General features: G+C 58.6%; 17 protein-coding genes. 10 read left to right on the top strand and 7 right to left on the bottom strand.

Going from position 1 to position 16,286, the window contains the following annotated elements:
- Positions 1 to 347, top strand: a 347-nt coding sequence (locus tag EB809_RS06005; protein ID WP_190294835.1) for a transposase, incomplete at its 5' end; no start/stop codon positions are given.
- 296 nt (positions 348 to 643) lie between these two features.
- Here EB809_RS06005 and EB809_RS06010 read toward each other — a convergent pair.
- From EB809_RS06010 to pedF, 4 genes are read right to left on the bottom strand one after another with little or no spacing between them, the layout of a single operon-like run.
- The gene (locus EB809_RS06010; protein ID WP_123633922.1) at positions 644 to 1,576 is read right to left on the bottom strand and encodes a quinoprotein relay system zinc metallohydrolase 1; all 933 of its coding nucleotides are present in this window, start codon (positions 1,574 to 1,576) and stop codon (positions 644 to 646) included.
- Positions 1,573 to 2,343: a quinoprotein dehydrogenase-associated SoxYZ-like carrier gene (locus EB809_RS06015; RefSeq protein ID WP_190294836.1), complete on the bottom strand. Its 771-nt coding sequence runs from the start codon at positions 2,341 to 2,343 to the stop codon at positions 1,573 to 1,575. Before EB809_RS06015 ends, EB809_RS06010 begins: the two co-directional genes overlap by 4 nt.
- A 2-nt stretch (positions 2,344 to 2,345) precedes the next feature.
- Complete coding sequence (locus tag EB809_RS06020) at positions 2,346 to 3,269, bottom strand: substrate-binding periplasmic protein (RefSeq protein WP_123633924.1); 924 nt, start codon at positions 3,267 to 3,269, stop codon at positions 2,346 to 2,348.
- Between the two features lie 50 nt (positions 3,270 to 3,319).
- Positions 3,320 to 3,748 carry a cytochrome c-550 PedF gene (gene pedF, locus EB809_RS06025; protein ID WP_123633925.1) on the bottom strand — a complete coding sequence of 143 codons (429 nt, stop codon included), beginning with the start codon at positions 3,746 to 3,748 and terminating at the stop codon, positions 3,320 to 3,322.
- 354 nt (positions 3,749 to 4,102) lie between these two features.
- Between pedF and EB809_RS06030 the strand changes: the two genes are divergently transcribed.
- Together EB809_RS06030 and EB809_RS06035 are read left to right on the top strand one after the other, a co-directional pair.
- On the top strand, positions 4,103 to 5,968 hold the full coding sequence (locus tag EB809_RS06030) for a methanol/ethanol family PQQ-dependent dehydrogenase (protein ID WP_123633926.1): 1,866 nt from the start codon (positions 4,103 to 4,105) through the stop codon (positions 5,966 to 5,968).
- Between the two features lie 59 nt (positions 5,969 to 6,027).
- The gene (locus EB809_RS06035; protein WP_123633927.1) at positions 6,028 to 6,675 is read left to right on the top strand and encodes a pentapeptide repeat-containing protein; all 648 of its coding nucleotides are present in this window, start codon (positions 6,028 to 6,030) and stop codon (positions 6,673 to 6,675) included.
- Between the two features lie 31 nt (positions 6,676 to 6,706).
- Here EB809_RS06035 and EB809_RS06040 read toward each other — a convergent pair whose 3' ends face one another.
- Positions 6,707 to 7,354, bottom strand: coding sequence for a response regulator transcription factor (locus EB809_RS06040; RefSeq protein WP_123634071.1), 648 nt, complete (start codon positions 7,352 to 7,354; stop codon positions 6,707 to 6,709).
- On the bottom strand, positions 7,354 to 8,571 hold the full coding sequence (locus EB809_RS06045; RefSeq protein WP_123633928.1) for a sensor histidine kinase: 1,218 nt from the start codon (positions 8,569 to 8,571) through the stop codon (positions 7,354 to 7,356). Before EB809_RS06045 ends, EB809_RS06040 begins: the two co-directional genes overlap by 1 nt.
- A gap of 169 nt (positions 8,572 to 8,740) precedes the next feature.
- Between EB809_RS06045 and EB809_RS06050 the strand changes: the two genes are divergently transcribed.
- The 7 genes from EB809_RS06050 (at position 8,741) to EB809_RS06075 (ending at position 14,981) form a co-directional block, all read left to right on the top strand.
- A complete protein-coding gene (locus EB809_RS06050) occupies positions 8,741 to 9,910 on the top strand; it encodes an ABC transporter substrate-binding protein (RefSeq protein WP_123633929.1) in 1,170 nt (389 codons plus the stop codon).
- Between the two features lie 26 nt (positions 9,911 to 9,936).
- Entirely contained in the window at positions 9,937 to 10,923 is a 987-nt protein-coding gene (locus EB809_RS06055; protein ID WP_123633930.1) for a YVTN family beta-propeller repeat protein, read from the top strand.
- Positions 10,920 to 11,660, top strand: coding sequence for an ABC transporter ATP-binding protein (locus tag EB809_RS06060; protein WP_123633931.1), 741 nt, complete (start codon positions 10,920 to 10,922; stop codon positions 11,658 to 11,660). Before EB809_RS06055 ends, EB809_RS06060 begins: the two co-directional genes overlap by 4 nt.
- Before the next feature lie 2 nt (positions 11,661 to 11,662).
- The gene (locus EB809_RS06065) at positions 11,663 to 12,469 is read left to right on the top strand and encodes an ABC transporter permease (protein ID WP_123633932.1); all 807 of its coding nucleotides are present in this window, start codon (positions 11,663 to 11,665) and stop codon (positions 12,467 to 12,469) included.
- Between the two features lie 526 nt (positions 12,470 to 12,995).
- On the top strand, positions 12,996 to 13,118 hold the full coding sequence (locus EB809_RS21270) for a (2Fe-2S)-binding protein (protein ID WP_223807836.1): 123 nt from the start codon (positions 12,996 to 12,998) through the stop codon (positions 13,116 to 13,118).
- 15 nt (positions 13,119 to 13,133) lie between these two features.
- The gene (locus EB809_RS06070) at positions 13,134 to 13,364 is read left to right on the top strand and encodes a hypothetical protein (RefSeq protein WP_223807837.1); all 231 of its coding nucleotides are present in this window, start codon (positions 13,134 to 13,136) and stop codon (positions 13,362 to 13,364) included.
- Between the two features lie 255 nt (positions 13,365 to 13,619).
- Positions 13,620 to 14,981 (top strand): DUF2130 domain-containing protein, encoded by a 1,362-nt coding sequence (locus tag EB809_RS06075; protein WP_223807838.1) that lies wholly within the window; start codon positions 13,620 to 13,622, stop codon positions 14,979 to 14,981.
- 87 nt (positions 14,982 to 15,068) lie between these two features.
- Here the strand turns inward: EB809_RS06075 and EB809_RS06080 are convergent, their stop codons facing one another.
- Positions 15,069 to 16,205: a RelA/SpoT domain-containing protein gene (locus EB809_RS06080; protein WP_123633933.1), complete on the bottom strand. Its 1,137-nt coding sequence runs from the start codon at positions 16,203 to 16,205 to the stop codon at positions 15,069 to 15,071.
- Positions 16,206 to 16,286: the final 81 nt, after the last annotated feature.

Below are 16,286 nucleotides of genomic sequence, written 5' to 3' on the forward strand. Positions count from 1 at the left end.
GCTTCAAGCTCTACTACGAGCAATATTGTGCCCGGGGCGACATGGAGAACCGGATCAAGGACCAGCAACTGAGCCTGTTTGCCGACCGTACTTCCAGCACCCACTGGTGGACCAACCAGTGGCGACTAATCCTGTCGGGCTTTGCCTATACCTTGTTCGAACGGCTGCGGAGCCACCTGAGGAAAACACCCTTCGAGCGCATGAGCGCCAGCACGTTGCGACTCAAGCTGATCAAGGTGGGTGCGGTGATCATCCGCAATACCCGTCGAGTTCGGGTGCTGATGAGCGACAGCTATCCTTACAAAGACGAACTCACGGATCTGGTGCGTCGCCTGGTTCCGGGGTAGATGTCCGGGCTCCCCCGGCCCGACGCAATGGGGGTAAGGGGGCAGTGTGTCCGGATAACAGAAATTGACCAATTATTAGGCAATCACGCCCGCAGCTGAGCGGTCATGGCGCTAATCTACCCAGCCTGCGAGACTTGCTGGGTCGCTATGAGAAATCCGGGCTAAAGACATTGGCCACATTGAATTCGGGAACTCCGGGCACAAAAAAGCCCGGAACAGGCCGGGCATAACGTGACGGATTCCCGCCGCAATGGGTGTCCCACGGGATCAGGGCGAACCGCAGGACACCGGTTAAGCTATTCTTCCGGCAGCATCCTCAACGCCGCCTGCTCATACCGCGGATACAGATGCGTCGTCGACCGGATCAACTCATACGACGCCTCCGCAATCGAGTCAAAGCGCCCGGGAATCGGTGTGCGCATGACTTCATTCGCCGTCAGCCCCCGGTTGGCGCTGCTCTTGAACAGGGCGTCCAGCCAGGTCATGTAGGCGTGCATCTGCCGGAAGGCGCGGTCGTCAGTGACCATCGGGCCATGGCCCGGCACCAGGCGCTCGAAGGGAATCTCCGCCAGCAGATCCAGCTCCTGCTGCCAGACGTTCAGCCCCGGCGACTGGGGCGTGGTGATGGCGCGGTTGTAGAACACCATGTCGCCGGCGAACAGCGTGCCGGTGGTCTTGTCGAGGATCACCAGGTCGGCGCCGGTGTGCCCGGTGAAGCCCCAGAGCTGGAAGGTGTGATTGCCTACGATCAGCGGACCCGGCGCCAGCTCCTGTGTGGGCAGCACCACCTGGGTACCGCGCATCCAGTCGCCGATCATGCGGTACATGTTGTCGGAGAAGGCTTCGCCATCCCGTTCCAGCAGTGCCGTGGTCTCGGGCAGCGCCGACAGGCTCCGCTCCGGGAAAGCCTGGTTGCCGAAGGCGTGATCCGGATGATGGTGGGTGATCAGCACGTGGGTGACGGGCTTGTCGGTGATCTTGCGGATCGCGTCGTGCAGCGCATCGCCGTATTGCAGCGAGGGGCCCGTGTCGATCACCACCACGCCGGCGTCGGTGACGATGAACGCCGTATTGACGATGTTGCCGCCGTTCTCCTTCGAGAAATTCTCGGTCTTGCCCTCCACCATCCAGGTATCGGGCGCGATCTGCTTCGGCTCCAGGTGATAGCGCAACGCCGCCTGGGCCGGCAGCGCCATCACCGCCAGCAGGATCAGACACCACCGCGTCATAACGCCTCCCCGACCTGCCGCTGGAACTGGTTGCCGTTGTTGTCGCGCATCCACACCTCATACTGGGGCGGCGCGTCCGGCAGTTCGAACACGAACATCGGATTCTCCGCTGCGGACTCCGAGAGGGTCATCTTCAGCAGGGGCTCGTCCTGCCCGCCAGCCGTGTCGCGGATTTCCAGCGTCTCGATGTGGAAGGCGGGGATGTTGCCCACCATGCCCGAGTCCATCGGGTGCCTCACATAGACCTTCAGCCGCGACTGGTTGGCCGGTGAAAACGCGCCACCGCGGATCTGGCCGAAGTGCTCTTCCCAATTGGGGTCGGACGACGCCTGGCTCGGCGCGGTACACCCGCCGCCCGCCGCATCCACATGGGCGCTGCCCACATGCCACACGCCGGACTCGTCCTGCACCGCCGCGCGCACGGTCGTGGCCTGCTGCACGCGGAAGTTCAGCGAGACCACCGTCACCCGGGTTTGCGGCACGTAGGTGAACAGATGCGGGATGGGGTTGAGATCCACCCAGGTGATGACTTTCTGCACCGGTGCGTCGAACCCCGACAGGTCCACCGTCAGCGGCACCTGGGACGAGTCCTCGGCAAACGGCGGCACTTCCAGGTTCACGCGGTCGTCCAGCACCACCTCGGCCTTTTCCCCCAGATAGCGCTCCAGGTTGTAATCCCACATGGGCGAGCCGTAGGGGTCTTTCGGGTACGCCGCCAGGCCGGTACTGGCAAGCGCCCCCACCAGCAGCAATGCGTGACGCAGCATGGTCATTCCTCCGCCTGCCCCAGCACTTCCTCGTAATAGGCCGGGAGGCCGTAGCGCAGCCCGTAGTGCTCATAGATGGCCTTCATCTCGCCATCGCGCACCATCTTGTCGGCTGCCGCCTCGATGGCGTACTTGAGCTGCCGGTGGGAACTCTTCACCGTCATGCCCACATCCCACTGCTGCTTGGCGATGCCGGGGAAGCCATTCTCGGCCAGTTTGAAGCGGTGGTCCGGATCGGTCGCCAACAGGTAGTCGACTTCCGCCCGCATGCCCATGATCGCCGATACCTCGTTCGCCACCATGGCGTCGAACGCCTCGCCAATGCTGTGGTAGTGATGGGTCTGGTTGCGCATGCGGCCGCGGAAGGCGGAGCTCAGGTAGAAATCCGGCAGGCTGTCGATCTCGACGCCGATCGGGTTGTACTGGAACACCGCCACCGTCTGCACGGCCTCCAGGTCGTTGGGGTCGTAGGCGATCTGCCACTGTTCCTTCTGGTAGGGGCCGAACATCACCACTTCCTCGTTGACCATCTCCCCGGTGGACTCGGTCATGTAGGCGTAGTCGGTGTCGTAGGGCACCCGCATCATCACATCGGCGATGCGGCGCTTGGCCAGGTAATGGCCCTTCCAGACGTTGTTGCGCAGGTCGTCCTGCAGGGTCTCGTCCGGGGTGATCCAGTGCACCTGGAAATCCACGCCCAGCTTTTTGGCAATGGCCCGGCCCACGTCCACATCGACGCCGGCGGGCTGGCCATCCTGCATGAAGGAATACGGCGGGAAGTTCTCGTACACGCCCACCCGCAGGTAACCGGACTCAATCACCTTGTCGTAGGTGCGATCCGGCGGACGGTCCAGCACGGACTCCGCCAGCGCCGGACCGGTCAGAACCAGCAGCGCGAGAACGGCAAGATACCGAACAGCGACCATACGCCCTCCTTCACGACCCAACGAAGTCAGCACTCACAATGCCTACCGACTTACTCGGGTTTTGGCAGAGATTCCACGTACGTTTTAATCGCCCACATCGCTTCCTGGTCCAGGTTGCTCTTGAACGACGGCATGCCGCGATCGGTGCCGTTGCGGACCCGGCCGATGAAGTACTCGTCGTCCCATTCCTTCAGTTCGCGCAGGTCCGGCGTCAGGCCACCGGACATGGCCTCGATACCGTGGCAACCGGCGCAGTTACCGGCGTAGCCCGCCTTGCCGATCTTAACGGCCTCGTCGTGCTTGTCGCCGTACTTGTTGCCTTCCCGGAACGGGTTTTCGGACAGGGGATCATCGCCCAGGTGGGGCAGATCGCCAGTGTCGACAGGCTGGGGTGTCACGTTGCCGTGAGCCATGACCAGAGTGGTGCCGGCCAGCAGGCCCGCTACGAGGGCGGTCTTCAGGTAAGAACGGAAATTCATGATCAATAGCCTCTCTTGCTTCCGGTGCCGGCCTGGATTTGTACTTGGTTCGCCGGCTACTCGAATCAGTCTATGGAGGCGTGCGCAACGACCGAATGCCACTTTGGGGCCTTCAGACTAGTTCCTTGGTAGTAGCCGTCTTGACGCGACGCCAAAGCATGAGCCCCATCCGCCCCGTACAAAAACCACAGAGCGAACAGACGCTTCGACGACGATCGGGAACATTTCCCGGCTGTTCATGCCTTTTTCCCGATATTCAGATGCGCGTTTCCGTCGCACTCTGAATGCCGCCGCTCCGATACTCAGTCCGTCAACCCGCACATTCCGTGCAAACGACAACAACTCACAAGGGGAATGACCATGAAAACAACAGCGACCAAGCGGCCCCTGCTCCGCAGCGTCGGCCTGACGCTGATGATGGGCTCGGCCGCCGGGCTGGCGACGCCGGCCCTGGCCAAGGACGTCACTTGGGACGACATCCTGCATGACGCCGAAACCACCGAAAACGTGCTGATGTACGGCATAGGGCCCAAGGCCCAGCGCTATAGCCCGATGACCACCGTCAACACCGACAACGTGGAACGTCTGGTGCCAGCCTACTCCTTCTCGTTTGGCGATGAGAAACAGCGCGGCCAGGAAACCCAGGCCCTGGTGCACGATGGCGTGATCTACGTGACCGCATCCTACTCACGAATCTTCGCCCTCGATGCCCACACCGGCAAGAAGATCTGGGAATACAGCCACCGGCTGCCCAACGACATTCGCCCCTGCTGCGATGTGGTGAACCGGGGCGCGGCCATCTTTGGTGACAAGGTATTTTTCGGCACCCTGGACGCTGGCATCGTGGCCCTCAACAAGGATACCGGCGAGGTGGTCTGGCGCGAGAAGTTCGAAGACCATACCGCCGGCTACACCATGACCGGCGCGCCCACCCTGGTAAAGGACCAGAAGACCGGTAAGGTTCTACTGATCCACGGCTCCTCCGGGGATGAATTCGGCGCGGTCGGCAAGCTCTACGCCCGCGACCCGGACACCGGCGAGGAAATCTGGATGCGCCCGTTCGTGGAAGGCCACTACGGTCGTCTGCACGGCGAGAAGAGCACCCCCACCGGCGATCCGAAGGCCCCGAGCTGGCCGGACGATCCCAGCACCGAAACCGGCAAGGCGGAGTCCTGGAGCCACGGCGGTGGCGCCCCCTGGCAAAGCGCCAGCTTCGATCCGGAAACCAACACCATCATCATCGGTGCGGGTAACCCGGCCCCCTGGAACACCTGGAAGCGAACGGCCCCAGGCGGCGATCCGCACGATTACGACAGCCTCTATACATCCGGCCAGGTGGGCGTCGACCCCTCGACCGGCGAGGTCAAATGGTTCTACCAGCACACCCCCAACGATGCCTGGGACTTCTCCGGCAACAACGAACTGGTGCTGTTTGAATACGATGACGACGGCAAGACCGTCAAAGCCACCGCCCACGCCGACCGCAACGGGTTCTTCTACCTGGTGAACCGCACCAATGGCGATTTCATCAAGGCCTATCCGTTCGTGGACAATATCACCTGGGCCAAGGGCATCGACGAAGACACCGGCCGCCCGATCGAGAACCCCGGCCAGCGTCCGCCGCTGCCCAGGGAAGGGGAAAAACGCGGCGAGGCGATTGAGGTATCCCCGCCGTTCCTGGGGGGTAAGAACTGGAACCCCATGGCCTACAGTCAGGATACGGGTCTGTTCTACATTCCCGCCAACCACTGGAAAGAGGAGTACTGGACCGAAGAGGTGACCTACAACAAGGGCACCGCCTACCTGGGCCAGGGCTTCCGGATCAAGCGCATGTATGACGACCACGTGGGCACCCTGCGGGCGCTGGATCCGAAAAGCGGCGACATCGTCTGGGAACACCAGGAGTCCATGCCGCTGTGGGCAGGTGTACTGACCACCAAGGGCGGACTGGTCTTTACCGGCACCGGTGACGGCTACTTCAAGGCCTTCGACGCCAAGACCGGCAAGGAACTGTGGAAGTTCCAGACCGGCTCGGGAATCATCTCCTCCCCGATCACCTGGGAAATGGACGGCGAGCAGTACATCGGCGTGGTCTCCGGGTATGGCGGCGCCGTGCCCCTTTGGGGCGGCGACATGGCGGAACTGACCCAGCCGATCTCCCAGGGTGGCTCCTTCTGGGCCTTCAAACTGCCCTCCTGGATGGAAGCCAGCAACGACTGAGCGTGCCCTCCGTTCCGGCCCGGTTCACCGGGCCGGCTTTTCGCCATAAGGAGTCCATCATGAAACGCCTGATTCTGATCGGAGGCGTGATCGGCCTACTCTCTACTACCGCCCACCAGGCGGACAGCAGCACGACCATTGATCCGCATCCCTGCTTGGCCCGCGCCGATAAAGACTGCAGCGGCGTGGATTTGCGCGGTGCCGACCTCGCCAATCGCGAGCTGAAGGGATTCAATTTTGCCAAGGCCGACCTGCGCGACGCCAATCTGCGCCACACCAACCTGCGCGGCGCCAACCTCAAGGGTGCCAGACTGGACGGCGCCCAGGCCGCCCGGGCCCACCTGACGCGGGCGGCCATGCAAGGGGCGTCCGCCACCCATGCCAACTTTGCCGGCGCCGACGGCCGTTACCTGTTTGCCCAAGGCGCGGATTTCTCGGACAGCGACCTGACCGGAGCCAACTTCGAGTTTGCTCGCTTCTCGGGGGCAACCCTGCGCAATGCCAACCTGCGGGCAAGTAATTTTGAGATTGTCTGGCTGCCCAAGGCGAATCTGGAAGGCGCGGACCTGACCGACGCCAACCTACAGGAAGCCAAGCTGAGCCATGCCAGTCTGCACAACGCCATCCTCACCGGTGCCCGCATCCACTACGCCACGTTCGTGGGCACCTACATGGACGGCTGTACGGACTGCCCGTTCGACTGGTAAGCGTCCGCGCCCATAACCGCGATGTCTGCCCTCAGTACACCCGGGCCTGGCCATAGCGCACCAGGCCCGCATCCACCGCCAAATGCACCAGCTCGATCGCGGAGGACACTCGAAGCTTGCTCTTGAGCAACGCCAGGTGGTTGGACACGGTCTTGTTGCTGATGCACAGCTTGCTGGCAATGCCGGAAATATCCTCGCCCCGGGCATACATGAGCAGCACTTCCAGTTCCCTCTGGGTCATGTCCCGCAGGCGGCGATCGACGTTGTCGTCCTGATTCATCGCCATCCTTGTCGCCAGACGATGCTCCAGGTAGGCTCGCCCTTCCGCCACATCCCGCACGCCCCTCGCCAGTTCCTCCGGTGCGCAGTTCTTGGTAAGGAATCCAAGCGCGCCCAAATCCAGCGCCTGGCGTACCAGGGGCAGCTCATCGTGCATGGTAAAGAACAAAACCCGCGCCGACGGCCAGCGGGACCGCAGGCGGCGGGCCACCTCCAGCCCTGAAATATCCGGCAGGCTCAGGTCCAGGAGGACCACGTCCGGGCGCGACTCGCCGTAACGCCGGACCGCCTCCTGACCGGTCTCCACCTCATCGAGTTCACAGCCCCGGACCAAGGTCCGCAACAGGTTGGCGATTCCCTGACGGACGACAACGTGGTCATCCACAAGCAACAGACGCATCATGACGGTTGTCCTCCCCGGGCGGGGATCCGCAAGCGCAGACGAACCCCCTCACCCATTGCCGTAACCATATCCAGCGTTGCCCTCAGGCACCGGGCCCGCTCCCGCATAGAACGCAATCCCAGTCCGCGGTGCCCCTCCAGGCAGGGTACACCGCACCCGTCGTCTTCCAGTTCGACGCAAAGGCCATCCGTCAGCCGCGCCACCGACAACCGCACCCGAGAGGCACCGGCGTGACGGGCCACATTGGTCAATGCCTCCTGGAGAAAGCGATACAAGTGTGCCGAAGCCTCATCCCCCAGCGATGGCAGATCAGGGTCGATGCGCAATTCGCAGGGCAGGCGATGGAGCTGCCGCCATTCATCCACCAGATGCTGTATGGCCTGGGCCAAGCCGAGTCGCTCTAGTACCAGCGGATGCAGATCCTGCAGCAGGTTGCGGAAATGCCCCTGCAGGGTTTCGCAGTGCCGCGCCTGCTCCCCAGCCTGTTGGCGGTGCCTGGCGGACAGGGTGTCGTCGTGGACCCAAGCCAGCGACTGGGCTCTAATGCCCGTCAGGTACTGCCCCAGATCATCGTGGAGGGTCCGGGCAACCAGGGCCCGTTCCTGATCCTGTACCCGCAGCAGACGCTCGGTCAGTTCCGAGGCAGCCTGTTTCTCGGCGGCCAGACTCTCCGCCATGGCATTGAAGTGACCTGCCAGAATCCGCAGCTCACGGATTCGCGGCAACGGCAGACGCGCGCCCAACTGCCCCTCGCGCACCGCTCGCAGCCCATCCGCCATGGCCCGCAGCGGCCGCACGCCCTGACGCACAGCCCAGTATACCGCTGCGACGGCCAGCAACAGTCCCAGCCCGAATGCGACGGAGACGAGTACAAAGCTCTCCCATACTTCCTCGATCTCGTCCGCGGGGTCCAACCGCCAACCATGGATCATCGTCGGCTGCGACCGCACCGGGGTGACCGCTCTCACAAACAGGGCCGGCACCTTCGAGCGTTCGGTCGGCGGCTCGGCGGCGGGCCGCATATGGCGGAAGGCATCGGCGACCGGGACACCATAGGCATCCGGCGGATCGATCGCCTGGGCAATGCGACCAGCCGCATCCAGTTCCCGGGCCACGTCCAGGCGGGCCTGCGCCAGGAAAAGCTGCACACCGATGCCGTAGATCAGGGCGAAGACCGCCACCAGCACCACCAGCAGGCGGGCAAAAACCGTCATGGCTCTGCCTCCGGGATTCGTCAGTGTTCATTGAATCCATGCTAGCGACCCGCAAACGCCAAAAAATAGTCCTTTGGTACCGTCCTATTCCTACTTTCTGAATATTTCCGCCGTTTCGCGGCTTCTCTACGCTGGTGAAAAACAAAACCAAGATCCCAGCGAGGTCCACATGCGTTTACTACGCCGGGGAATGCCCCTGATCACCGCCCTGCTGATGCTCACCGCCCTGCCCGTGCAGGCGCTGGAGGTGACCGTAGGCTATATCCAGTGGCAGCCCTACCAGGGCCCGGTGCTCTCCACCACGCTCACCAAGCCCGAAGACGCCGGCCTGAAAGGCGCGGAGCTGGGGATCGACGACAACAACTCCACCGGGCGCTTTATGAAGCAGCATTATACGCTGGACGCCGTGGTGGCCGACTCCCGTGAACAGGCCGCGGACGAACTGCGTCGTATGCAACAGGCCGGCATCGACCTGTTTGTGCTGAACGTACCCGCCGACCTGCTCAAGCAGATGACCGCCGCGGCCGGAAAAGACGCGCTGGTGTTCAACGCCGGCGCCGAAGACGACAGCCTGCGCACCGCCGACTGCCCGCCCAACCTGCTGCACACCGTGCCCAGCCGCGCCATGCTCACCGACGCCCTGGCCCAGTGGCTGGCCAAGCGCCAGTGGAACGAAGCCTTCCTGATCACCGGCCCGACGGACAACGACAAAGCCTGGGTCGCCGCCTTCCACCGGGCCGCCAAGCGCTTCGGCGTGAAGATCGTGGAAGAGAAGCCCTGGACCTTCGACGCCGACCTGCGCCGCACCGCCTCCGCCGAGCTGCCCCGCTTCACCCAGGGGGACGATTACGACGTGGTGGTGGTCGCCGACGAACGCGGGGACTTTGGCGAGTACGTGCCCTTCAACACCTGGCTGCCGCGCCCGGTGGTGGGCACTCAGGGCATGAGCCCGGAAGCCTGGCAACGCTCGGTCGAGAACTGGGGCGCCGGCCAACTGCAAAGCCGCTTCGAGGAGAAGACCGGCCGCCCGATGATCAGCGACGACTACGCCGCCTGGGCCGCCGTGCGCGCCATCGGCGAAGGGGTGATCCGTACGAAGCAGGCGAAAGCCACCGACCTGCGCACCTACCTGCTCTCCGACGAATTCCAGCTGGGCGGTTTCAAGGGCCGCAAACTGACTTTCCGCACCTGGAACGGGCAACTGCGCCAGCCGATCCTGCTGGTGCACCCGCGCGGGCTGGTGTCGATATCGCCGCAGGAAGGCTTCCTGCACCCGAAAACCGAACTGGACACCCTCGGCTATGACGAGCCCGAGAGCCAGTGCCGGATCGCCGACTAACTCAGGATGAACAACAAGGTGACTGCATGAAACCGACCTTACGCCAACTGGTACCCGCCCTGGGCCTGACCGCCGCGCTGCTGACGCCGACGGCTTTCGCGGATCTGGCTTACGTCTCCAATGAAAAGGACAACACCCTGTCGGTGATCGACATGGATTCACTCGAAGTGGTGGACACCCTGCCGGTGGGCAAGCGCCCGCGGGGCATCCTCATGTCCAAGGATCACACGCTGCTCTACATCTGCGCCAGTGACGACGACACGGTGCAGGTGATGGACCTGAAGACCCGCAAGATCATCGACACCCTGCCCTCCGGCGAAGACCCGGAGCAGTTCGCCCTGCACCCCAACAACCGCCACCTCTACATCTCCAACGAGGACGACGCCATCGTCACCGTGGTGGACGTAAAGACCAAGGACGTGCTGGCGCAGATCGACGTGGGCGTGGAGCCCGAAGGCATGGCCGTCAGCCCCGACGGCAAGTGGGCCATCAACACCACCGAAACCTCCAACATGCTGCACTGGATCGACACCGAGACCATGCAGCTGGCCGACAACACCATGGTGGACCAGCGCCCCCGGCACGTGGAGTTCACCCACGACGGCAGCCAGGCCTGGGCCTCCTCCGAGATCGGCGGCACCGTCACCGTGGTGGACGTGGCCAGCCGCAAGATCCTCAAGGACCTGAGCTTCAAGATCCGCGGCGTGCATCCGGACAAGATCCAGCCGGTGGGCGTGAAGCTCACGAAAGACGGCAAGTACGCCTTCGTCGCCCTGGGCCCGGCCAACCACGTGGCCGTGGTGGACGCCAAGACCTTCGAAGTGCTCGACTACATCCTGGTGGGCGGGCGCGTCTGGCACATGGACTTCAGCGCCGACGAGTCCCAGTTGCTCACCACCAACGGCGTGACCGGGGACGTCTCCGTCATCGACGTGGACGACCTCAAGGTCATCAAATCCATCAAAGTCGGCCGCTACCCGTGGGGCGTGGTGGTCGTACCGGACCCGGCATGAGCATCGAGGTCGATCGCGTCAGCTTCCAGTACGGGCGCCGGCCCGTGCTGCGGGAGGTCAGCTTTGACCTGACGCCCGGCGCCTTCCACGCCATGCTCGGGCCTAACGGGGCGGGCAAGTCCACCCTGTTCGGCCTGATCACGCGACTGCTGGCGCTGCAGACCGGCGACATCAAACTGCGGGGCCGCTCCGTGCGCAAACAGCCCGCTGCCGCCATGCAGGAGATCGGCGTGGTGTTCCAGCAGAACGCGCTGGACATGGACCTGACCGTGCGCCAGAACCTGATGTACCACGCCGCGCTGCACGGCCTCTCCCGCAAAGCCGCCCGCCAGCGCTGCGACGAGGAACTGGCCCGCTTCGAACTCACCGAAAGAGGCAACGACGCCGTGCGCCAACTCAACGGCGGCCACCGCCGGCGGGTGGAAATCGCCCGCGCCCTGCTGCACCGCCCCGGCCTGCTGTTACTGGACGAACCCACCGTCGGCCTCGACGTGCCCAGCCGCCAGGGCCTGAACGCCCACGTGCGCCGCCTGTGCGCCGAAGACGGCCTGACCGTGCTCTGGGCCACCCACCTGATCGAGGAAGTGGAACGCCAGGACCGGGTGCTGATCCTCCACCAGGGCCAACTCCTGGCGGACGGCCACGGCGACCGCATCTGCGAGGCCCAGGGCCAGCCGACCCTGGCGGATACGTTTCAGGCGCTGACAGGCGCCGCCAGCCAAACTGAGAGCAACTGACTATGCGACTGGCCCAGTACTGGCACTGTTTCATCGGCATCCAGATCCGCGAATGGCTGCGCTTCTGGCAGCAGCGCACCCGCTTCGCCAGCGCCCTGGTCCGCCCGCTGCTGTGGCTCGCCGTGTTCGCCGCCGGCTTCCGCGCCGTGCTGGGGGTCTCCATCATCCCGCCCTACGCCACCTACATCACCTACGAGACCTACATCGCCCCCGGCCTGTGCGGCATGATCATCCTGTTCAACTCCATGCAGGGCGCGCTGTCCATGGTGTACGACCGGGAACTGGGCAGCATGCGCGTGCTCCTCATGAGCCCCCTGCCCCGGCCCTTCCTGCTGGTCACCAAACTGCTGGCCATGGGGGTGGTGTCCATCGGCCAGGTCTACGTGTTCCTGTTCATTGCCTTCTTCTTCGACGTCGAGCCGCCCGCCCTGGGCTACCTCGCCGTCTTCCCCGCGCTGCTGCTCACCGCCCTCATGCTCGGCGCCCTCGGCCTCATCATCGCCACCTGGGTGAAACAACTGGAAAACTTCGCCGGCGTGATGAACTTCGTCATCTTCCCGATGTTCTTCCTGTCCTCGGCGCTGTACCCGCTTTGGAAAATGCAGGACGCCAGCCCGGTGCTGTACTGGATCTGCCAGATCAACCCGTTCACCCACGCGGTGGAGGCGATCCGGTTTGCGCTGTATTTGCAGTGGAATTCGGTGGCGTTTGGGGTGTTGGTGGGGGTGACGGTGGTGCTGGCGTTGTTGGCTACGGCGGGGTTTCGGCCTCAGAGGACGCGGATTGTTGGGGTGAAGTCAGTCAGTTAAGAAGGCCGCGCACCAAATTCATGTAGCTCACATTGACACGCCCACCTCCATCAACTAGGTTATTTTTTGTACAAGGATCAGTTGCCCGCCGCTAATGGATTTAGCGCCTTACTTGAGTAACTCTTCCTCTGTATTCAGGTTCACAATCATCCTCGCTAGACGGAGGTTCACATGGCAGTGAAACACATACGAACAGGTATCGTTCATAGCGGTTCAAAAGGCGGCCGCACGGGATGCGGTTACGACACCAGGGAAAAGCCTGACCATTGGTCGTCGACATCTGAGCAGATTACCTGTGATAAGAAGGGCTGCAAAAACTAAAACAAGCATCCGAGATCCCGCTCAACGGAACTGAAGTCTACAAACAATAAAAAGCAAACATCCTCGGCATAAAAACAAAACTAACGACAAATAGGATGTGACATGAAAAAACTCATGTTGGTGCTGTCTCTCATACTTTTCACCTCAGTGGCATTTGCGCATAGCGGAGGCTGTCGGAAGGACAGTCCTCAAGGGCAGTGCTGTCATGCTGGGTCTAAACCTTATCACTGTCATTAAATCGATCGACCTTCAGGGTCATATTTTGCGCTTCCGTTTGCCATGGAAATCAAAATGCAAGACTTGCCCCCGATTTTTTGGCTATAAATAGAATAAAGAGGATGCGATGATGGAGCACTATAAGAACTTGGGTGGCGACTCAAATGTGGTTGCATACGAAATTGAAGCTGGAGAAATCACGGTTCAGTTCGGTGATGGTTCAATTTATCTCTATACCAATCAGAGCGCAGGTGCCGCTAGCATTAAAGAAATGCATCGCCTAGCAAAGGTTGGACAGGGGTTAAACAGCTATATCGGTAGAGTGGTCAAAAAGGGGTATGCTAAGAAAATCCGGTGAATAGGCGTTTAACAACCACAGGCACAGTGATGTGCTTTCCCATTGCGACTTCGGCTCCACTGCAAAGCCGCGCTCGCTCCTAGCGTTAAACTCCTTAGCATATATTAAATAAAATATTTAGGCTATTCTTTGCTAGCACTTTTATCAACAGAGTATAAATATTTTAGCATCGGGTATGCGAAATTTTAGTGTGAGCAAAAAACAAATAAACTTCTTAGAAGGATGCTGGGGTAGATTTATTTTTAGGATACAAAAATGGAAAGTAAATCTGTATCAGCTTCTTTCTTAAAGAGTAGAGTAGGAAAAATGCACGAAATCATCTGCCCAAACTGTAAAAAAGCGTTCAAGATTGATGAAGCGGGGTACGCTGATATTTTAAAACAAGTCCGCGATAGTGATTTCGAGAAACAGCTACATGAGCGACTAGAACTAGCGGAAAAAGATAAGTTAAGCGCAATAAAGCTCGCAAAGAGTGAGATCAGTAATGAAATGCAGAAGACTGCGACTGCCAAGGACGCTGAAATACTTGAATTAAAGGCCAAATTAGAGAGCAGCGAAACGCAAAAAAGACTTGCCGTGACAGAAGCATTAAAAGCTATTGAAATTGAACTACAAAAAACCACAACAACGAAAGATGAAGAAATCCAAGACTTAAAAGCCAAACTCAGCGCAACACAGACCGAGAAAAAACTGGCAGTTACCGAGGCCATCAGCGTAATTGAAAAAGAGCGCGACGTAATAAAGAACAAATTCGAAAGGTCTGAATTAGAAAAACAGTTAGTTGAAAAATCGCTTAAAGATAAATACGAAACACAGATTAAGGACCGCGATGAAGCGATTGAGCGTCTTCGAGACATGAAGGCGCGACTGTCTACAAAAATGGTTGGCGAAACGTTAGAGCAGCATTGTGAGACCGAGTTCAACCGAATTCGGGCAACAGCCTTTCCAAGAGCATATTTTGAGAAAGATAACGATGCGAGAACTGGAAGCAAAGGCGACTATATATTTAAAGACTCTGATGAAAATGGCACGGAAATTGTTTCCATCATGTTCGAGATGAAGAATGAAAATGATCAAACGGCTACTAAAAAGAAGAATGAAGACTTCTTAAAAGAGCTCGACAAAGATCGTATGGAAAAAGGATGCGAGTACGCAGTACTGGTGTCACTACTTGAGCCTGATAGCGAATTGTACAACTCTGGAATCGTAGATGTTTTTCACCGCCACCCCAAGATGTATGTCGTTCGTCCGCAGTTTTTTCTTCCGATAATAACCTTGCTACGCAATGCAGCCATGAAGTCGCTAGAATATAAGTCAGAGCTCGCTTTAGTTAAAGCACAAAATATTGACATAACTAACTTCGAAAGTGATCTCGACAAATTCAAAACGGCTTTTGCGAAGAATTACGACCTTGCATCCAGAAAATTCCAAACTGCAATTGAGGAGATCGATAAATCTATCAACCACCTTCAGAAGACAAAAGATGCCCTACTCAGCACTGATCGAAATCTTCGACTTGCAAACAACAAAGCTCAGGACGTAACAATAAAAAGGCTTACTCGACACAACCCAACTATGGCGGCCAAATTTAATGATATAGACAAAACTGAAGACTAAGTGTCACCGTCTCGGGATCAGGTCTTGCGTTTTTCGCCTTGCCATGCGGATAGAAAAAGCCAAGGCTTGATCCCGACCTTTTTTTGTTTAGAGACCGGTACCCTTCAGCCATCTTTCAATGAAAGTCATCTTCCTTGCAAATGGGGCGTTGAGTATATGAAGCAGGTATTTAATGAAGTCGGTCGAGTCCGCAAAATAATTTGGATATGCTTCTTTGATGCCACCCACGGCGGTAGTGGACACCAAAGCCACCACTAAATTTGATTTGTTTGCCGACTCCTTCTCATATTCGACATATTTCTTTTCAGCCATTTCATTTTGAGATGTTGGAAATATTGTCGACTCGACTTGTTTTTTAACTGTATCGACTCGAAGAAGCACATATCCGTCTGCCTTTTGTGCTGATATATGCTCGTCGGCTACCTTCAGAGAATGAGCGTAAGCTTGTAGCGTTTTCAGGATCTTTAATCTGGATTCATATTTCTGAATTTCGATCCCGGATTCAGCATATTTGGCATTCGAATTAATAATACCTTCATACTCTGAAAACTGCTCTTCTGTCGTCTTCGAAACGAATAAATGGATCCCCTCCATTAACGAGAAGTGATCACTCACAAGTTTAAAAAAATGCTTCCATTCTTCTTTACCTTGATTCGACTTCAATGCTTGCCCTGTAAATAGATCCACAATCTCTAACGCAGTAGCCCAGTCATGCTGAATCGTAGTTCTAATTTGGATCTCTATCGACTTACTTCCTCCAGCGCCATCCTCAAAGGCTCCAATCAAATGATAACCTCGATATCCGTCTTCCTTAGGGTTATCGATATAATCCTTATACCTTATAGCGTCATTACCGTTCTTGAACTCATTGCGCTTCCTTAACTCTCTAACTATTTGATACAGCTTCTTCTGGCTAGAAACTATAGCTCGACATCCGCCTATGTCCTGCATATTCTTTAACTTCATCTTTTGAAAACGCTTTAATTTCGCAACGATTGACGGATATCTTTTTAGTCTTTTAGCAAAAATAGCACTCTTGTCTTTTTTTAGCGTCTCCTTTCTAAGCAAATCGAGCGCTCTCTCAAGAGGATGCTCATGAGAAAACCTCCAATATGACAAAATATCCATCGCTCTATTCATCTCGTCATCAGAAGCGTTACTTTCTTCGCTTAAAAATATCTCTCCTGCTCTAATTACCTCTTTGCCTGAGTACTTCGACGCCATCTTCATCCCATCAGTAAAAGTGTTAGTTCGAAACAAAACCGAAGTCTGACCTCCCTCCTTCCCTAAGATCTCCCCCTCTCT

The organism is Marinobacter sp. R17 (assembly GCF_003789045.1).
GTDB classification, from domain to species: Bacteria; Pseudomonadota; Gammaproteobacteria; order Pseudomonadales; family Oleiphilaceae; genus Marinobacter_A; species Marinobacter_A mangrovi.